Here is a 16,321-nt window from a genome sequence, read left to right as displayed (position 1 = left end):
CGGTTTTTTCAGCGTATCCATGAGTTCCAGCGCTGCACCAGCATGCCCATGTTCGCGTTGATCCATTGTGCATCAGGGACGATGATCCGGTTTTCAACATCTGCCGCAGATGGGAGGGTGGCGCGAGCCTCAGATGACATCTGCGAAATCGCTTTCTGACTTGGAGGAGTGCAAGAAAGCGTTTCGCAGGCTTTGGCCTGCGCCGCAGGATTCCTTAGCCAGAACTCAATGAGCTTCAGCGCATTTTCCCGATCTGGTGCGCCACGCACGAGCGCTATGCGATCGCCCACAAGAAATGCGCCATCGTAACTCCAGCCTATCTTGTAGCCTTCTGCTTTCAAGGCCTTCGCGCGCGTCAACCAGATCTGTCCAACGCGATACTCGTCATTGCGAAACGCCTGAACGCTTTGATCTCCCGTCCTCCACCAAACCTGTACACTGTCCCTGACTTCGTCAAGCTTGCGAAATGCTCGATCTACATCAAGTGGGAAAAGTTTTTCTCTCGGCACTCCGTCCGCGAGCAATGCTGCGGCCAACACTCGCCATGGATCGTCAAAATTAGGAAAACTTCGAGCACCCGGAAACTTCGCCAGATCCCACATGTCAGCCCAAGTTTGAGGGTTGCTGCCGTTCTCATTAAATTTGTAAGCCAAAAGGGTGGAGGTTGACTGCAATTTCGCCCCGCCGCGCGTACAAGAGTCGGCCAGCAGGTCCGTGCTGTTAATGAACTGCTTGCAAAAGTCTGACAGGTCTTCCGTTATGGCGAAGTGTGCGTCGGATCCAGCTTGGATTTCGCCATCCAGATAAAGGTCCCAGGTGACGTTGCCTGTTTGAACCATAGCAGTGACCTTCGCCCGCTTCTCCGCATCTGTTCCAGAAACAGTGACGACTTTTATTCCTGTCGCTTTCGTGAAGGGCTCGAACCACGCTTCACGCAGGGCCTTTTCGTAGGTACCTCCCGTAGTAGCAATGACCACACGTTGCTCGGCACTCGCCTTTTCAAGCCCAAGAGCGAACATGAGAGCAAAGGCGACGAACACGTAAAACGCGGATTTCAGGCAAGCCTTCGGCGTCTGATCCGATCTGATCATTTCAAATCCTCTTCAGTTAATATGGAGTTAGTGTCTGCTTCGAGTAGTCAGAAGTTGCGCCGCCGTCATGAGCACGAGCGAGATCGCGACGAGCACGGTTGACGCGGCGGCGATCACTGGCGTGAGATTGAAATCGATATCTTCGAACATCTTGCGCCCAATCGACTTCCCGCCAATGTCAGAGATGAAGAACGAAACCGTCGCGTCATCGAACGACGCCAGAAATGCAAACACCGAAGCCGCTGCGACGCTCGGGCCAATATTAGGCAGAATCACGAGGAAAAAGCTCTGGAATCGATTTGCGCCGCAGTTGAGAGCCGCGAGTTCGAGCGAAGGGTCAAACTTCTGAACCGCAGCACCCACCACGATCATGACATAGGGGATGGCTAAAACTGTGTGCGCGAGAACAAAGCCTGCAAACGTCCCCGTGACTCTCCACGGTGAGAACACCAGGTAAAGCGATACACCCAGAACCACGTGCGGGACGATCATTGGCCCAAGCGCAAGGCTCTGCAGAAGCCCTTTAAAAGGCAATCTGCTCTTTGCGAGCGCTAGCGCTGCTGTCGTGCCAATGGTTGTTGCCACGATAGCTGTCGCGAATGCGACCTGCAGGCTGAACAATGTTGCCGACATCCAGTCAGGATCAGAGAAATACGCCCTATACCATTTTAAAGTGAGGCCTTGCGGTGGAAACGCAAGGTAGCTGCCGTCATTCAGGCTCATCGGGATGACGAGAAATGTCGGCAGGATCAAGAATACCGTTATCAGGAAGACGAAGAAGCCTGCGGTATAGATCCGTACGATATTGCGATACCGTCCGACGGCATTGCGCAGTGGCCGCGCCAAAGAAGGCCGGACCGGAAATGTTGAACTATCAGATGCCACTGTTCAGCCCCTTGCTTAGCGAAAGTGTTCTTCGAAATATGATTACGACGGCAAGTGTGACGACCAACAGTGAGGTTGAGAGCGCAGCCGCAAAAGGCCAATCGAGCAGGACAGTCGTCTGTTGACCGATGAGCGTTGCCATCATGAGCGATCCTGCTCCCCCTACCAACGCCGGGGTGACGTAGAAACCGAGTGCAAGAACGAAACTGATAACGCAGCCCGCAAATATCCCAGGAAGGCTCAGAGGAACAATGATTGCGCGAAAGGCGTGCAATCGAGTTGAGCCAAGATTCATTGCCGCCTGAACGTACTCCGGAGGGATAGCCCGCAGTGCCGCAAAAATAGGCATGATCATGAAGGGAAGAAGGACATGGGTCATTGCGACGATGACCGCACCCTGTGTGTAGATCATGCGCAGGGGCTCGTCGATGAGCTTACTCGAGAGAAGTGCCTGGTTGATAATGCCGGTTCTCTGAAGCAGCACAATCCAGGCATATGATCGGACCAGGACCGATGTCCAGAGCGGAATGAGCACGCATCCCGTCAATATGAGGGCCCAGGAGTGTTTGAGCCGGACCATCGCGTAGGCTACAGGAAAGCCTAGGAGCAGGCAGCAGCACATAACCGCAAGTGCCACGACCGTCGTGGAGAACAGGACGTTTAGATAAAGCGGGTCGCGAAAGATGCGGATGTACAGCTCGAGGCTCATGTCCGGCATACTGAGTGCGACGAGCCTTGCCAGAGGATAAACGAACCCTGTCAAAAGCATGAGTGCAGCTGGCAGAAGCAAAAGCAATGCGCCTGCATGGGAATATGTTTTTGCAGAGGGCGTAGAAAACATCACACTTTGTAAATTGGCGAGTGCTCTGGAAGCGGGTGAAGAAGCGCTCATGCCGCAGACGTCTCCTCTTTTGCAAAAAAGCTTACAGCCTGCGGGTCGGGTACGAGATCGACCGTATCGCCGGCGCGGAAATTTACCTCACTTCCGGTCACGACCTGAACCTCCACCAGCGGTGATCCAGGCAGGTCCAGACGGACCATGAACGCATGGAATGATCCAACGAATGCAAGACTCTCGATCTGAGCTGGTATTGCCCCAAAACCTCGAGGACCTCGTTTTTTCACGGCGATCCTCTCGGGACGCATGGCAAGAATTACCTCGTCACCAAGCCGGAGTGCCGCCCGTGCCGCATCGACAGAAGCGGTCCGGACAAATACGTCGTCGGCCAATCGCACGAGCATCCCGTCGTCTTCAAAAGAAACAATCTCTCCTCCGACGAAGCTCATTTTTCCGACAAAATCAGCAACAAAACGGGTTGCGGGCGCATGGTAAAGACTGGAAGGAGCCCCTATCTGGACGATATTTCCGCCCTGCATTATCGCAACGCGATCGGACATCGTCAGCGCTTCTTCCTGATCATGCGTTACATAAAGGACGGTTGCTCCCACCTGTCTCTGGATGCGCTTGATTTCGAACTGCATGGCTTCACGCAATTTCTTGTCAAGCGCGCCGAGGGGCTCGTCCATCAGCATAACGGGCGGCTCAAACGCAAGCGCTCGTGCGACCGCCACACGCTGCTGCTGGCCACCCGACAGTTCAGAAGGAAACCTGTCAGCAAAACCGGCCAGGTGAACGAGGTCAAGCATGTCGTCTGCCCGCTGCTTCCATCCGGAGCGCCACCGCGATCTGAGCTTTAGCGGGAAAGCAATGTTCTGACGGACGGTGAGATGGGGGAAAAGCGCGTATTTCTGAAAGACCATCCCGATATTTCGCTTATTCGGCGCAAGGTCGGTCACGTCTCGGTCGCCGATCACGATCCTGCCTGCAGTGGGACGCTCAAAACCGGCAATCATCGTCAGGACGCTGGTCTTGCCTGACCCAGATGGGCCCAGCACTGACACGAACTCGCCTGGCTCCACGCGGACGTCAACACCAGCGACTGCAACGACGTTGCCATAGCTCTTCGCGAGCCCGTCAAGATTTAGAGTCTCACCTATCAATACCTCACCCCTCCGTTTTTTAATGCCGCGACGAACGTGAAAACGAGTGCTCGGAGCAGCTTTCAAGATTATCTTGCCAAGCCAGCGACGCGTAACAGATTAGATGCTAATAGCGTTTATGATGTCACATAGCGTTCGCAAAAACTTTGCATTCCATTTTTGTGACATCAAAAATGTGGTGAGTCAACGGAACAAGAGGGGAAAATGATCGACATTTTACGTGATGAGAGCGATACCGGCGCCCAAGGCCAGCGAATGGGGAGCATGGTTTATGACGTGCTACGGGAGAGAATGATCCGCGGCAGCTACCCTCCCGGGCACAAGTTTACTGTCCGGGGGATAGCCAGCGAACTCGACGTGAGCACGACGCCTGCGCGCGACGCGTTGAACCGCCTGACAACCGAATCGGTACTTGTTTTTTCCGGCCCCAAGACGCTCATCGTTCCGACGCTCACAAAGGCGGAATTACGCGATATCACCGTTACGAGGATCGCCCTAGAAGGAACCGCTGCGGAATACGGAGCAAGGAATCCCGACGAAGCAACAAATAGAAAACTCATTGATATACAAAGAGTTATAAACGATAATTTAGCGGCGGGCCGGTATCACGATGCTCTGTGGCACAACAAGGAATTCCACTTTGCCATCTATAATCTATCCGGACTGACCGGCCTGCTCAGCATGATTGAAACTCTGTGGGCGCGCATTGGCCCTACACTTCTCAACCTCTACCCCGAGTACGCGCAAAACCGCCAGGGTGTCCACAATCACATGGTCGCGATTGAGGCTCTTATTGACAAAGACCCGGCCGGCGTGCGGGCGGCGATAGAGAACGATATCAGGGAGGGTTACCGCAAACTTCGCAACGCCGTATCGGTGACAGACGAATTATAACCTGAACTTAAAATTGACGTCACATATTGACTCATCAAATTTTTGTTGCAACAAAATTGCAAATGACGGGCGCAGTGTGCCTGTCTTCCTCCAGGACAAGGGTTTTATGGTTCAATGCTGTCATCGTCGAATACCCCGCTAACAGGTCCCACCGACCGGCAAACGTCCATCGCGTTCTTTGAACGCGCCTCCACCGTTTTTCCAGGCGGTGTCACACGCGCGACAATTGAGCTGGATCCCCACCCGATCTTTGTTGCCTACGGGGAAGGCGCGTTTGTGACCGACGTCGACGGACACCGTATGCTGGATCTAAACAATAACTTCACGACCCTGATCCACGGACATGCCTATCCCCCGATAACTGAAGCGATCGCCGGACTACTAAGAACAGGCAGTTGCTTTGCTAATCCGATGAACCATGAAATCGATCTGGCCGAATTGCTAGTAGGCAGGATTCCGGCTGTTGAGCAGGTCCGCTTCGTCGCGAGTGGAACGGAAGCCGTCATGTTTGCCATCAAAGCCGCTAGAGCAACGACCGGCCGGGTCGCAATCGCTCGGGTGGAGGGTGCGTACCACGGCGCATATGACTGGGCGGAGGCGGGCCAGCACGCATCGTCGAATACGCCCTGCGCCGCCTATCCAGGCATGCCAGCAAGCGTCATAGATGACGTCGTGCTCCTCCAATTTAACTGCCCCGCGCAGTTGGAGCAACAGATCGCGATGAATGCCGGGCGCCTTGCGGCTATTCTTATCGATCCGATGCCCAGCCGGGCAGGTCTCATAGAGCCGACACAGGAGTTCATCGCAACAATCAACAAGGTGGCGAAGCAACATGGGATCGTCATTATCGCGGATGAAGTACTGAACCTCCGCCAGGGCTTCGCTGGAGCGTCAGCGCGCTACGGTCTGGAGCCGGATCTCGTCACAATGGGGAAGATCATCGGCGGTGGCTTTCCAGTAGGGGCAGTCGGTGGACGTCAGGAGATCATGTCGGCCTTTGGCAAGCAAGGAAGCAAGGCACCATTGACGCAAGGCGGAACCTTTTCTGCAAATCCCGTGTCGATGGTCGCTGGCCGTCTTGCGATGGAAGCCCTGACGCAAGATGCTTTCCAACGTCTCGAACATATGGGCAACCTAGTTCGCGAGGGGTTGAGGTCACGCATCGAACGACACGGCGCAAATCTAAGCGTGACGGGAGCGGCTTCGCTTTTTCGAATACACGCCAAGAAAGTGGCACCGGTTTCTTACCAGGACAGCATTCCGACAGCTTCGGAAGACGTCGTTCTGAAACTGCTGCGCAGGCACTTTGCAAACAATGGGGTCTTGATGCCCTACGGCGCCGCTGCGTCGCTATCAACGCCCATGACGGACAATGACATGGGTGACATTGTTTCCGTCTTTGACGATTTCCTCGTGAATCTCGATCGACATGCCTGGGAGGCCGCATAATGGATACTGCAGTTCATGAAACAACCGTCGCTGAGCGTATTGCCCAAGCGTTGAGGCGCCATGATGTGGAGGTGATCTTTGGACAAAGCCTTCCGTCGGCGGTCATTTTGGCGGCCGAAAAGATCGGTATAACGCAGATTGCCTATCGTCAGGAAAACATGGGTGGCGCCATGGCCGATGGTTACGCCAGGCGTTCGGGCAAAATCGGCGTCGTGGCAGCCCAGAACGGGCCTGCGGCCGCGCTGCTGGTTGCTCCGCTGGCTGAAGCACTCAAGGCTAGCGTCCCGGTCGTTGCACTTGTCCAGGATGTGGAGCGTGATCAGACTGATCGGAACGCGTTTCAGGACCTCGATCACATCAGCCTCTTTCAGTCATGCACAAAATGGGTTCGTCGTGTTTCCGTGGAAGAGCGGGTAGACGATTACATCGATGCCGCGTTCACCGCCGCCTCGTCTGGCAGAGCAGGTCCCGCAGTCCTGCTTCTTCCTGCGGATCTTTTGCGATCCGTATCTACTACCCCTTCAAGGAGAAGAACGAACAATCTCGGCCATTGGCCGCTCGACAGATCACGTCCCGCCGACAAAGATCTTGATATCGCTGCGAAAGCGATTGCGAACGCACGCGCACCTGTCGTGATAGCAGGCGGCGGCATCCACGCCTCCGGGGCTGCCCAGCAGTTGCGACTGCTGCAGGACGAATGCTCGATACCTGTGTTCACAACGAATATGGGCAAGGGCGCAGTTGATGAGTGGCACCCTCTTTCAGGAGGCGTACTGGCATCTCTTGTCGGTCCGAAGTCACTGGGTCAACACACGGTCGAGATCGTTCGCGAAGCGGATCTTGTCGTCTTAATCGGCACGAGGACGAACCAGAATGGAACAGACAACTGGCGCCAGTATAGTCCCGATGCCCAGATTATTCACATAGATACCGATCCACAGGAGGTCGGCCGGAATTTTGAGGCAATTCGTCTTGTTGGTGACGCACGGGAGACCTTGGCCGGCCTACGCGAAACGATCAGGCTTTGTGACTTGCACCTCAGAACCGTTTCCCGAGAGGCCGTCTGCAACCGTCTTCGGGAAAGCTGGAGGAAATTCAATGATGATCGCCGAGTCTATTACAGCTCTGAGGCCTCACCGCTTCGTCCCGAACGGATTATGGCCGAACTTCAGGGAGTTATCGATGAAAACACCACAGTGGTGGCGGACGCAAGTTATTCATCGATGTGGGTCCTCGGACAACTCAGAATTTCTTCCGAAAGGACACGTGTGCTCACCCCCGGGGTCTTGCAGGACTTGGGTGGGGAGTTCCCCTTGCAATCGGAGCCAAGGTCGCCGCACCTGAGAGCGATGTTGTAGCGCTGGTGGGAGATGGGGGATTTGCGCACAGCTGGGCCGAGCTTGAAACACTGGTCCGCATGCAAATTCCGATCACGATCATCGTGCTGAACAACGGAATTCTTGGCTTCCAGCGTGATGCCGAAACTGTAAAATTCGGAAAGTACACAACCGCCTGCCATTTTGCAGAGGTCGATCACGTCAAGATTGCACACGCGTGCGGATGCGATGCGGTCCGGGTCACGCAACCGCAGGACCTCAAGGCCCATATGCAAAAGGTCAAGAAAAGAAAGTTGCCGTTGCTGATAGAGGTTATGACCGATCCCGAAGCTCACCCGGCACTTTCTCTCTTTGCTCAGATGGACAGTGCGGCATGACGAGAGATCGCCAGAGCCGAGTCGCAGTGGTCGCCGGAGGCACGTCAGGTATCGGACTGTCGGTTGCACGACATTTACTCGGTATTGGCCACAAGGTCGCGGTTTTTGGGCAGACAGAAAGCGCGGCGAAGGCCGCGCGTTCGTCCTTCGAGGCTGAGATAATATCTAACCAGCTATTGGTCGGTTGTTGCGACGTCAGAAATCCAGGCGAGGTTGCCGATTTCTTTCGCGATGTCGAAACCTTGTGGTCGTCCACTGCGCTACTGGTTTATTGCGCGGGCATTTCGCCGAAAGCAACAGACGGTGTGGCCAAGCGATTTACCTCGGTTGACCTGGACGAGTGGAATGATGTCCTGGACGTGAATTTGACGGGCGCCATGCTCTGCTGTCAAGCAGCCTTACCAAGTATGGTCGACAAGGGATTTGGCCGGATTGTCCTCATCGGCTCGCTTGCAGGTCGAACACGGCCTATGATCGCCGGCGCGGCATATGCAGCATCAAAAGCCGGGCTCGCTGGCCTGGCCCGTGCGCTCGTCAGCGAATTTTCAGCCGACGGTATCACAATCAATGTCGCCGCTCCGGGTCGCATCTTGACGCCAATGGCGGGAACCGCGGCGACGCCAGTCAATCTCGACGCAGCAAAACGAATACCCACTGGGCGACTAGGAGAGGCTGAAGAAGTGGCACGGCTGGTCGGCTTTTTAGTCTCCGATGAAGCCGCTTTCATCAATGGAGCGATCATAGACATCAACGGCGGCGAGTACACGCCCGCCTAACCCACAAATTGTCAGACGCAGAAAACAAAGCGAAGGGAGATGCTCGTGCGCCACTCGATCTTAATCCACACGACTGACCCGGAGCTCTACCTGATTTTGCGTTACATTCTCGAGCAGGCCGGCCACGACGTCGACCTGCTGCCGAGTCTCGACATGTTTTTACCGGATGATGCCAAGAGTCAGCCACAACGCCGAACGTTACTGATCTGCCTTGCAATGGACGATCTGCTCCGCTCAGCGGTTCTTGTAAAGAAAGAACAGCCGGACATTCGAGTTGTCGGCTTCCCACTTGACAATAAAAAGATAGACGGCGTTCAGTCGCCCGTATTTGACTATCTGGTGAAGCGCCCTTTTGACCCGGGCAACCTGCTTGAGTTTCTCAAGTTTGGCCTGCGGTGCAACACAACTGCACCAACTGATGTCAGCGTTTTTCTCAATGACGTGGAAATCAATGTTGCATCCGTCCGGGTCCGGCGGGGTGAGACGCACATCAGTCTTTCGCCCCTGCATTTCAGGATCCTGTTGTATCTTGCAAGAAACACAGACAGGGTCGTCAGCCGTGACGAACTCATCCGGAATTGCTGGCCCGAGGATGCCGATGTCGAACCGCGTACGGTGGACATTCACATCGGCAAAATAAGACGGTCTTTGAACCGACACGGCCACAACGTCATCAGAACCGTGCGCTCCGCAGGATATTCGGCCACAAAATTATAATCCGGCGCGCACAATTCATCCGTCAGTAAGCGACCGAAAAACTCTGGCCCAAAAAAGAAAATCGCGATTCCTCCCGTCGAGACGTGCATCAATAGCACTGAAGGCGACGGCGAGCGCGGCATCTGTACCGAAAATCATTCTGGCAATTGCCGTGGCGTCGGCTTCATCGCAAGACGTGAGAATGTCATCGCCGGCGCTATCGGCAATGCCTGCACTTTTCCAACTACGCATGTAACCTCCGAGCCACCCGGCGCGGAACAACGAATATGCCGGGCGTTCAGGCTCGTTTCAGAGATGCAGAGCGCAGCGCCCGCATGTTCGCCCATGGCTATTCGATCAGGTTACGGCTTTCCCGCCCATAAAGCGCAATGGGCCTCAAGAAATCATCTTATGATGTCACATAATATGCTCCGACTTCAAGCGACCTGGCGGAATATCGAGGATAATTTGCTGATTATTCTATTTTAAATAGATGACTACCGGTGATTGCATTATTTTTTGTGACATCATATGAGGGCTAGGAACAGACGTTATGCATTGAGGATCTGAGATGGAGCACGGGATAGAAACCAAAGCCGCAGTCGCAATTATTACGGAGAACGCGGACTATTTTTCGATGCTCAAGCACATTCTCTCTACGGAGGGCACGCGGGCGGTTCTCTGCGATAGAAACGAAATCGGCGACAAAGTTGCCCAGCCGGACATCGTCGGACTGATCCTCGATGTGGATGGCGATCACCATGGGGCAGCCATCATCTGCCAACGCATCAAATCGTGTGACAAGACGCAAAAACTGCCAGTACTTGCCATCATTCCCAACGGCGACACAGAAGCCTATATGGAACTCATGCGGGCAGGCGCGGATCAGTGCCTGATCCGCCCATTCTGGCCGCCACATCTGCTGGGCTTTCTCGGAGGCATAAACCCTGTACGGCAACAACCAGTTGCGACACCGTCACAGAACGCATCCCTTAAACTAGGAGAAATCGAACTTTGGCCAGAACGCAAACGCGTTTCGGTTAGCGGCATCGAGCTCACTTTGGGGCCGATCGAATTCAAATTGCTCGAACACCTTCTTACAGCTCCAGGGAGAGTGTTCAGTCGAGACGAGTTGATAACAGCGGCGTGGCCGAATGAGGTCTACGTGCAACCGAGGACGGTTGACGTTCACATTGGCCGTATCAGGCGGCATCTTAAGAAAGTGGCGGGCTTCGACATCATCAGAACTGCGAGATCAAGCGGCTACGCCATCGATGTAGCCGCGTAGCCGGCATATGCGCCGTTCTGGTTTATGACGTCAAAGGTTTACAGAGATTTCTCAAAATCTTCCGAGAGCGTTTGTTGATCGTTGCGATAATTTGCCGATCCTGCATGCATCTTTTTGTTTAGGGGACCTGAGAAATGTCGACCGACAAAACGCAGCAGCACGCAAGCCGAAACACCGGGGGATTGATAGATCATGCCGAAGACTACTTCAACGCGGCTCACCAGCAGGGCTTGATGGCCCTATATGCGCGGCCAAGGGCTGCAAGGCAGGTAGACATTGTTTTTGACGGCTTTCCATCAAAGCGCATCACTGATTTCGTGCGTTGTTCATATCTGGGCCTCGACAATCACCCGCTCGTCATAGACGGCGCGATCAAGGCGATTGAGGAATACCGGGCACTGCACTGGTCATGTGCAAGGACCCGACTGAATTTTGCAATCCTCCGCGACTTGGAAAGTTCGCTTTCAGATCTCTTCCAGGCGAGGGTCATCACCTACACAACAGTGCTGGCGGCGAACATGGGGGCATTACCCATCGTCGCCTCCGGACACCTCACCGGCGGCATCAGGCCGATGATGGCTTTTGACCGCCACGCGCACGCAACACTCGCCTTTCACAAGGGCACAATCGCTCTGGAAACGCAGGTCCGTACGTTGGCCCATAATGATCTAGACGCATTGGAGGAGTTGTGCCGGTCCAACAGGGCCGTGGCTTACGTTTGCGACGGCGTCTACTCGATGGGTGGAAATGCGCCCATTCGGGATCTGCGCTACTTGCAGGATCGATACGGTCTGTTTCTCTACATCGATGACGCCCACGGCGTATCAATCTGCGGGAAGAACGGTGAAGGATTTGTCAGGTCACAATACGGAAACGAACTCGGCGAGCGAACTATCATAGCCGCATCGCTCGGAAAGGGTTTTGGCGCCTCGGGCGGAATGTTGATGCTTGGTACGGCGCGTCAGGAAGAACTATTCCGTCGTTTTGCTGTCGGGCACGCTTTTTCTGCGTCACTGAATGTTGCGGCAATTGGTGCAGTTTCAGGTTCGTTGACAATACACCGCAGCGACGAGCTTTTGCGAAGACAGCTGTCTCTCAGTTCCAATATCGAACTTTTGGACTCGAGGTTGGCAACAGAGCAGAGCGGAGCACCCTTGCCAATTCGGACGGTGAACCTTGGCACTGAAGAGCGCGCCGTCAACGGGACCCGGGCGCTGCTCGATCGGGGAATTTACGGCTCGGCGATATTCTTCCCGACAGTTGCGAAGGGGAAGGCCGGCATTCGCGTTTGTGTCACCTCGGACCATACACCTGAGGAAATCAAGGCACTTTGCGCAGCTCTGTCAGAGATCATGGATGACCAGGCAATATCGTAGGTCCGCATCGGGCTGCAGTCTCTCAGAAGGCCGGCCTTGCGAAGAGAATGAGCGGCGGGTTTGCGGATAGCAACATTTGTTGCCAGCAAAGTGTGATGTAAACTACAGATTGAGGCGGACGAATCCAGCCTGTTGCGGAGAAGAGAAGACATTTGCCGACCATGAAAACATCGCTCGATCATATTCCCCCGCAAATACAAACGGAGCTCCAGCGCGCGCTGGAGATTATTCACGAAGAATTCGAGGATGCCCTGGAGGGCGGCACGGCGAAATTCAAAAAGCGTGGCCGCATCCTGAAGATCATCCTCTTCGGATCCTATGCCAGGGGTACGCAGGTGGACGAACCGTTCACATCCAAGGGGTATAGATCTGATTTCGATCTTCTTGTGATCGTCAACAACCGCAAGCTGACGGATTTTGCGGAATATTGGTTTAAGGCTGCCGACAGGTTGATCCGTGACAAGATGATAAAGAGACCCGTGCAGATCATCGTCCACTCGCTGCGAGAAGTGAACACATCTTTGCAGGCGAGCCAGCATTTCTTTTCCGACATCCGCAAGGAAGGCATCGCTCTCTACGAGTTGGACGATAAACCTCTTGCCGAACCCAAGATGTTGACACCGGAAGAGCACTTGCGAGTGGCAACAGAACATTTTGAGAAGCGTTTTGGTGCGGGAAGAAACTTTGCGGCGCTTTCTGAAGCCGCTTTACAAAAAGACATGATCAGTGAAGCTGCATTCCTCCTCCATCAGGCGATCGAGCAGGCCTATGCCAGCGTTCTTTTAACGCTGACGAACTACACGCCGGCTTCTCACAACCTGAAGGTCCTGCGATCCTTCGCAGAAGAACGGGATCGTCGACTGATCGAGGCCTTCCCTCGCGATCACCATCGGGAAAGAGCGTGGTTCAATACGATCAACGAAGCATATGTAAAGGCACGCTACTCAAGCCAGTACAAAATCAGTCGCGAAGCGCTTGACTGGATTGGCGAGCGAGCAACGGTACTGCTTGGTCTGGTGGATGAGGTGTGCCGCGACCACATATCGAGGCTTGAGGCAGACGCCGGTCGTGAGATTGCCGAGGAAGGCGTGGCTGAAGAATAGCGGGCTAAAGCGCTTTCCCAAATTACCTTTGACTTGGTGGTGGACCTTGGCGGCTAGCTGCACTGTCGGTCATCAGTCGCGCATTGGTGGAGTTCCGAATGAAGAATCCGGGAAGGAATGATGACCGTCAAACTGTTGTTGACGTGACTTTGACCGTCTGTTGCGTCGCGTACGAGACTTCATGCAGCATCCTGGCTATCGTTGGAGGAAAACTGCGGGTACGTGAACCACATTATAGCCCACCCGTGTTCGCGTCACGCGCTGCGGCTGCTCCGGCCTTGCTGTTTGCGTGACCGGTCGCCGAGAATTTGTTATGGCCAAACACATTTCCGAAACGTTCGTGTCGATCCCGGGTTCGGATCGGACTATCGATCTGCTGTGTGCTATCCTGCGCGGCTGGTCTTTTTCAACCACCACCAATCATTCCGAACGACTTATTGCCTTTGACGATGGGCGAGTCATCATCACCAACTCGGACGGCAGCCTTCACCTTCGTGTGGAGGCCGAGGATCGGTTAACACTCCTCGGGATCCGGTCCGTGCTGCAAGTAGCTTTCTCACAGGTCCCTACACTTCAAATCTTGGAGCTCGAGTGGAATCCTGCCGTGACGAGCCACCCGAGTGATCTGCCCCCAGAGAGGGCGCGCCCGCAACGGATCAAGTAGCCCCTCAACTTCCCGGAAAGATAAGCGAGTTAAGGGCATAACCGACCAACTTGTGAAGTCGCCTATCCCCGCCTTCCGGCAAATCGCCGGCACCGGCACGCCGCGGTCGACCTGCCTCAAAATGAAAGAGGTGGTTCGGTTTGTCTGAACAGTTTCGGGCGTTTCGCTAAGTGGATTTCCGCCTCGATTATGCTGCCACCATCATTGGTGCCAGCGCGTTAAAGTAGGCCTGATCCTGCGTCTGCCGGTCAAGGGATGAATGTGGGCGTCGGCTATTGTAGAAGGTCAGATATTGGCTGATGCCGACGTGGGCCTCGGATACTGTTTCGTTGGCGTGGAGGTAGACTTCCTCGTATTTGATCGAACGCCAGAGCCGTTCGACGAAGACGTTGTCCCGCCACGCACCCTTGCCATCCATCGCGATGGAAATCTCAGCCTTCTTCAGCACGGCGGTGAAGTCCATCAAGGTGAACTGCCATCCCTGGTCGGTATTGAATATGTCGCGTTTGCGATAACGGGCCAGCGCATAATCGACTGTTTCGATGCAGACGGCTGCTTCCATCGTGATCGACAGTCGCCACGACAGCACCCTCCGGCCGAACCAGTCCACGACGGCACAGAGGTAAACAAATCCGCGAGACATAGGGATATAGGTCAAGTCCATCGCCCACACCTGGTTGGGTCGGGGGCGGCCAGCGCCACTTTTGCCTTGAAAGTCGGGCTATGGTTCCGGCGCCGTCGTCTCGTCTTGGTCACTCCTGTTCCCGGCATTTAAGCCGAAGTCAGGCAGAAATTCCACTTATCCCCGCTGTCCAGATTTCCCGAGCCAGCTCTCTTGACCGGATCATCGAGGAACGCGGCAAACCCAGGATGATCGTCAGTGACAATGGCAGCGAATTCACCAGCAACGCGATCCTGCAATGGACGGATCGGACCAAGGTGGATTGGCACTACATCGCGCCTTGAAAACCCATCCAGAACGCTTTCATTGAAAGCTTCAATGGACGGCTGCGAGACGAATTCTTGAATGAAACTCTCTTCTCGTCACTGACCCATGCTCGATCAGCGCTTTCAAACTGGCGCAGCGACTACAACGATCATCGACCACACTCTGGACTTGGCTGGCTGACACCTGCCGAGTTCGCTCAGACAATCAACCCGCGACGTGATGCGGTGCGCAGCCGAAACGGCTCCGCACCGCAACCCGCCGCTACCGACGCAAATACGACAACCCAAAACCGCTGGAGCGAACTCAAAACTGGATAAAACTTGGGGGCAAGGTCAAATTTACTCGCTCAAAAACAGTTTGCCGTGTTTCGGATAATAAGTCCGAACCTCAAACATTGATATTCCGAATTCTCTCTATTTCACTTCCGATCCTCAAACGAACGCGCTCCGGGACATGATCAGCCTGTGACATAAACAACGCCCGGTCGAAGTAATCCTCTGATTCATTCGAACCATACCGTTTATGCGCGTCTGCCAGAGTCAAGCTGAGCGTGATACGAAGATAGTCCGTTTCGAGACGTCCATCGGCGTTTTTTTGCAAAATCGCCTCTGTGGCCTTAAGTCGCAAGATCGCAATGGACAGAGCTTTTTTATTGGATGGCATCCGGGCGAAAATGCAACTCGCCAACCCGGCCTGAGCTTGGACGCTTCCGATAAGCCGTGCCGAACATTCCTCGTAGAATTCTGTTGCGGTATCGTGGTCCAATCCGATCAATGCCGTCAGTTTGAAAATACAAAAATCAGTTTCATCCGAGACTGATGGCAGCTCACGTTCCATAATTTTGATGATTTCAAGCGCCTCGTTAAAGTCTCCGAAGGCAAGTCTGTCAAACACATCTCTGCCTAACTGGAGCTTGCGAACATCGCTGATCGCCACCCGTGACGCCCATCGGTCCCGCGCGGCGTCGACATTCCAACATCCGTCGAAGATGGATGGAAGATCCGCTTTTAGATCGTTCGGGTCTCCCATCCAGATAATCGAGTTCGAACTGTCGATCACAAAACCCGCGGGCAAGCTGCCTTGTCCACTCGCCTCCAGCCACGTCCTCATGACTGATCCGCGGAATAACGCTGAATTCAGCGGGCCGGGTTGCTCAATGGCAAGCATCGCTTTTAACGGCCCTTGCTCGATAGCAAAAGCGCACGCGTTCGTATCCCGTACCATCACCGCGACGCCGTGACACGGCACGTTATGTCCAGCACCGATCTCAGCGAGTTCCTGAACGATTGGAAGGCATCCGCCGCAGTCAAGATTCCACAAAACTACGAAGCTCAATCGATCGAATTTTGTTGGAATGGCTGCGGGGCCACTTACTCTTAGCGGCGGAGCCTGATCCTTCGGCAGAAGACGGGTAGTTCGCACGGGTCGCTCCTGC

14 protein-coding genes and 3 pseudogenes are annotated in these 16,321 nt (G+C 54.6%); 10 read left to right on the top strand and 7 right to left on the bottom strand.

Annotated features, from left to right (window positions below; translation table 11 throughout):
• Nucleotides 1-8: 8 nt before the first annotated feature.
• From RBH71_RS00185 to RBH71_RS00170, 4 genes are read right to left on the bottom strand one after another with little or no spacing between them, the layout of a single operon-like run.
• Entirely contained in the window at nt 9-1,091 is a 1,083-nt protein-coding gene (locus tag RBH71_RS00185; protein WP_323686941.1) for an ABC transporter substrate-binding protein, read from the bottom strand.
• Between the two features lie 27 nt (nt 1,092-1,118).
• Complete coding sequence (locus RBH71_RS00180; protein ID WP_113556318.1) at nt 1,119-1,976, bottom strand: ABC transporter permease; 858 nt, start codon at nt 1,974-1,976, stop codon at nt 1,119-1,121.
• Nucleotides 1,966-2,868 (bottom strand): ABC transporter permease, encoded by a 903-nt coding sequence (locus RBH71_RS00175; RefSeq protein ID WP_113556317.1) that lies wholly within the window; start codon nt 2,866-2,868, stop codon nt 1,966-1,968. The genes RBH71_RS00180 and RBH71_RS00175 overlap by 11 nt, the downstream gene beginning before the upstream one ends.
• Nucleotides 2,865-3,977, bottom strand: coding sequence for an ABC transporter ATP-binding protein (locus RBH71_RS00170; protein ID WP_113556316.1), 1,113 nt, complete (start codon nt 3,975-3,977; stop codon nt 2,865-2,867). Before RBH71_RS00170 ends, RBH71_RS00175 begins: the two co-directional genes overlap by 4 nt.
• Nucleotides 3,978-4,181: 204 nt before the next feature.
• On the opposite strand from RBH71_RS00170, the gene RBH71_RS00165 reads away from it, so the two are divergent.
• The 5 genes and pseudogenes from RBH71_RS00165 (at nt 4,182) to RBH71_RS00145 (ending at nt 9,527) form a co-directional block, all read left to right on the top strand.
• On the top strand, nt 4,182-4,871 hold the full coding sequence (locus RBH71_RS00165) for a GntR family transcriptional regulator (RefSeq protein WP_113556315.1): 690 nt from the start codon (nt 4,182-4,184) through the stop codon (nt 4,869-4,871).
• Between the two features lie 114 nt (nt 4,872-4,985).
• Nucleotides 4,986-6,320 carry an aspartate aminotransferase family protein gene (locus RBH71_RS00160; RefSeq protein ID WP_080850416.1) on the top strand — a complete coding sequence of 445 codons (1,335 nt, stop codon included), beginning with the start codon at nt 4,986-4,988 and terminating at the stop codon, nt 6,318-6,320.
• Nucleotides 6,320-8,034: pseudogene (locus RBH71_RS00155) on the top strand (acetolactate synthase catalytic subunit). The gene RBH71_RS00160 and the pseudogene RBH71_RS00155 overlap by 1 nt, the downstream one beginning before the upstream one ends.
• Nucleotides 8,031-8,810, top strand: coding sequence for an SDR family oxidoreductase (locus RBH71_RS00150; protein ID WP_113556313.1), 780 nt, complete (start codon nt 8,031-8,033; stop codon nt 8,808-8,810). Before RBH71_RS00155 ends, RBH71_RS00150 begins: the two are co-directional and overlap by 4 nt.
• A 39-nt stretch (nt 8,811-8,849) precedes the next feature.
• Entirely contained in the window at nt 8,850-9,527 is a 678-nt protein-coding gene (locus RBH71_RS00145) for a winged helix-turn-helix transcriptional regulator (protein ID WP_113556312.1), read from the top strand.
• A 15-nt stretch (nt 9,528-9,542) separates the two neighbouring features.
• On the opposite strand, the gene RBH71_RS00140 is transcribed toward RBH71_RS00145, so the two are convergent.
• Nucleotides 9,543-9,758, bottom strand: coding sequence for a hypothetical protein (locus RBH71_RS00140; RefSeq protein ID WP_097169977.1), 216 nt, complete (start codon nt 9,756-9,758; stop codon nt 9,543-9,545).
• Between the two features lie 319 nt (nt 9,759-10,077).
• Here RBH71_RS00140 and RBH71_RS00135 point away from each other — a divergent pair, with 319 nt between their 5' ends.
• The 4 genes from RBH71_RS00135 (at nt 10,078) to RBH71_RS00120 (ending at nt 13,937) form a co-directional block, all read left to right on the top strand.
• Entirely contained in the window at nt 10,078-10,794 is a 717-nt protein-coding gene (locus RBH71_RS00135; RefSeq protein WP_097169978.1) for a winged helix-turn-helix transcriptional regulator, read from the top strand.
• Between the two features lie 134 nt (nt 10,795-10,928).
• On the top strand, nt 10,929-12,170 hold the full coding sequence (locus tag RBH71_RS00130) for an aminotransferase class I/II-fold pyridoxal phosphate-dependent enzyme (protein WP_097169979.1): 1,242 nt from the start codon (nt 10,929-10,931) through the stop codon (nt 12,168-12,170).
• Between the two features lie 161 nt (nt 12,171-12,331).
• Nucleotides 12,332-13,273 carry a nucleotidyltransferase and HEPN domain-containing protein gene (locus RBH71_RS00125; protein WP_097169980.1) on the top strand — a complete coding sequence of 314 codons (942 nt, stop codon included), beginning with the start codon at nt 12,332-12,334 and terminating at the stop codon, nt 13,271-13,273.
• 313 nt (nt 13,274-13,586) lie between these two features.
• Nucleotides 13,587-13,937, top strand: coding sequence for a DUF2218 domain-containing protein (locus RBH71_RS00120; RefSeq protein ID WP_111795135.1), 351 nt, complete (start codon nt 13,587-13,589; stop codon nt 13,935-13,937).
• 187 nt (nt 13,938-14,124) lie between these two features.
• Here RBH71_RS00120 and RBH71_RS00115 read toward each other — a convergent pair.
• Nucleotides 14,125-14,622 (bottom strand): annotated as a pseudogene (locus RBH71_RS00115) (IS3 family transposase); the annotation flags it as partial.
• A gap of 140 nt (nt 14,623-14,762) precedes the next feature.
• On the opposite strand from RBH71_RS00115, the pseudogene RBH71_RS00110 reads away from it, so the two are divergent.
• Nucleotides 14,763-15,203: pseudogene (locus tag RBH71_RS00110) on the top strand (integrase core domain-containing protein); the annotation flags it as partial.
• A 70-nt stretch (nt 15,204-15,273) separates the two neighbouring features.
• Here the strand turns inward: RBH71_RS00110 and RBH71_RS00105 are convergent.
• Complete coding sequence (locus tag RBH71_RS00105; protein WP_323686940.1) at nt 15,274-16,308, bottom strand: hypothetical protein; 1,035 nt, start codon at nt 16,306-16,308, stop codon at nt 15,274-15,276.
• Nucleotides 16,309-16,321 lie beyond the last annotated feature (13 nt).

The sequence above is a fragment of the Rhizobium sp. AN68 genome (assembly GCF_030758035.1).
Taxonomy (GTDB): domain Bacteria; phylum Pseudomonadota; class Alphaproteobacteria; order Rhizobiales; family Rhizobiaceae; genus Agrobacterium; species Agrobacterium tumefaciens.
The sequence above is the reverse complement of the archived record's forward strand: the minus strand, read 5'-3'. Positions and strand labels throughout refer to the sequence as shown.

Bases quoted from the DNA above. Each gene is read 5' to 3' on its own strand.
- RBH71_RS00185 (WP_323686941.1), bottom strand. From the start codon at position 1,091: ATGATCAGATCGGATCAGACGCCGAAGGCTTGCCTGAAATCCGCGTTT.
- RBH71_RS00175 (WP_113556317.1), bottom strand. From the start codon at position 2,868: ATGAGCGCTTCTTCACCCGCTTCCAGAGCACTCGCCAATTTACAAAGT.
- RBH71_RS00165 (WP_113556315.1), top strand. From the start codon at position 4,182: ATGATCGACATTTTACGTGATGAGAGCGATACCGGCGCCCAAGGCCAG.
- RBH71_RS00160 (WP_080850416.1), top strand. From the start codon at position 4,986: ATGCTGTCATCGTCGAATACCCCGCTAACAGGTCCCACCGACCGGCAA.
- RBH71_RS00150 (WP_113556313.1), top strand. From the start codon at position 8,031: ATGACGAGAGATCGCCAGAGCCGAGTCGCAGTGGTCGCCGGAGGCACG.
- RBH71_RS00145 (WP_113556312.1), top strand. From the start codon at position 8,850: ATGCTCGTGCGCCACTCGATCTTAATCCACACGACTGACCCGGAGCTC.
- RBH71_RS00140 (WP_097169977.1), bottom strand. From the start codon at position 9,758: ATGCGTAGTTGGAAAAGTGCAGGCATTGCCGATAGCGCCGGCGATGAC.
- RBH71_RS00135 (WP_097169978.1), top strand. From the start codon at position 10,078: ATGGAGCACGGGATAGAAACCAAAGCCGCAGTCGCAATTATTACGGAG.
- RBH71_RS00130 (WP_097169979.1), top strand. From the start codon at position 10,929: ATGTCGACCGACAAAACGCAGCAGCACGCAAGCCGAAACACCGGGGGA.
- RBH71_RS00125 (WP_097169980.1), top strand. From the start codon at position 12,332: ATGAAAACATCGCTCGATCATATTCCCCCGCAAATACAAACGGAGCTC.
- RBH71_RS00120 (WP_111795135.1), top strand. From the start codon at position 13,587: ATGGCCAAACACATTTCCGAAACGTTCGTGTCGATCCCGGGTTCGGAT.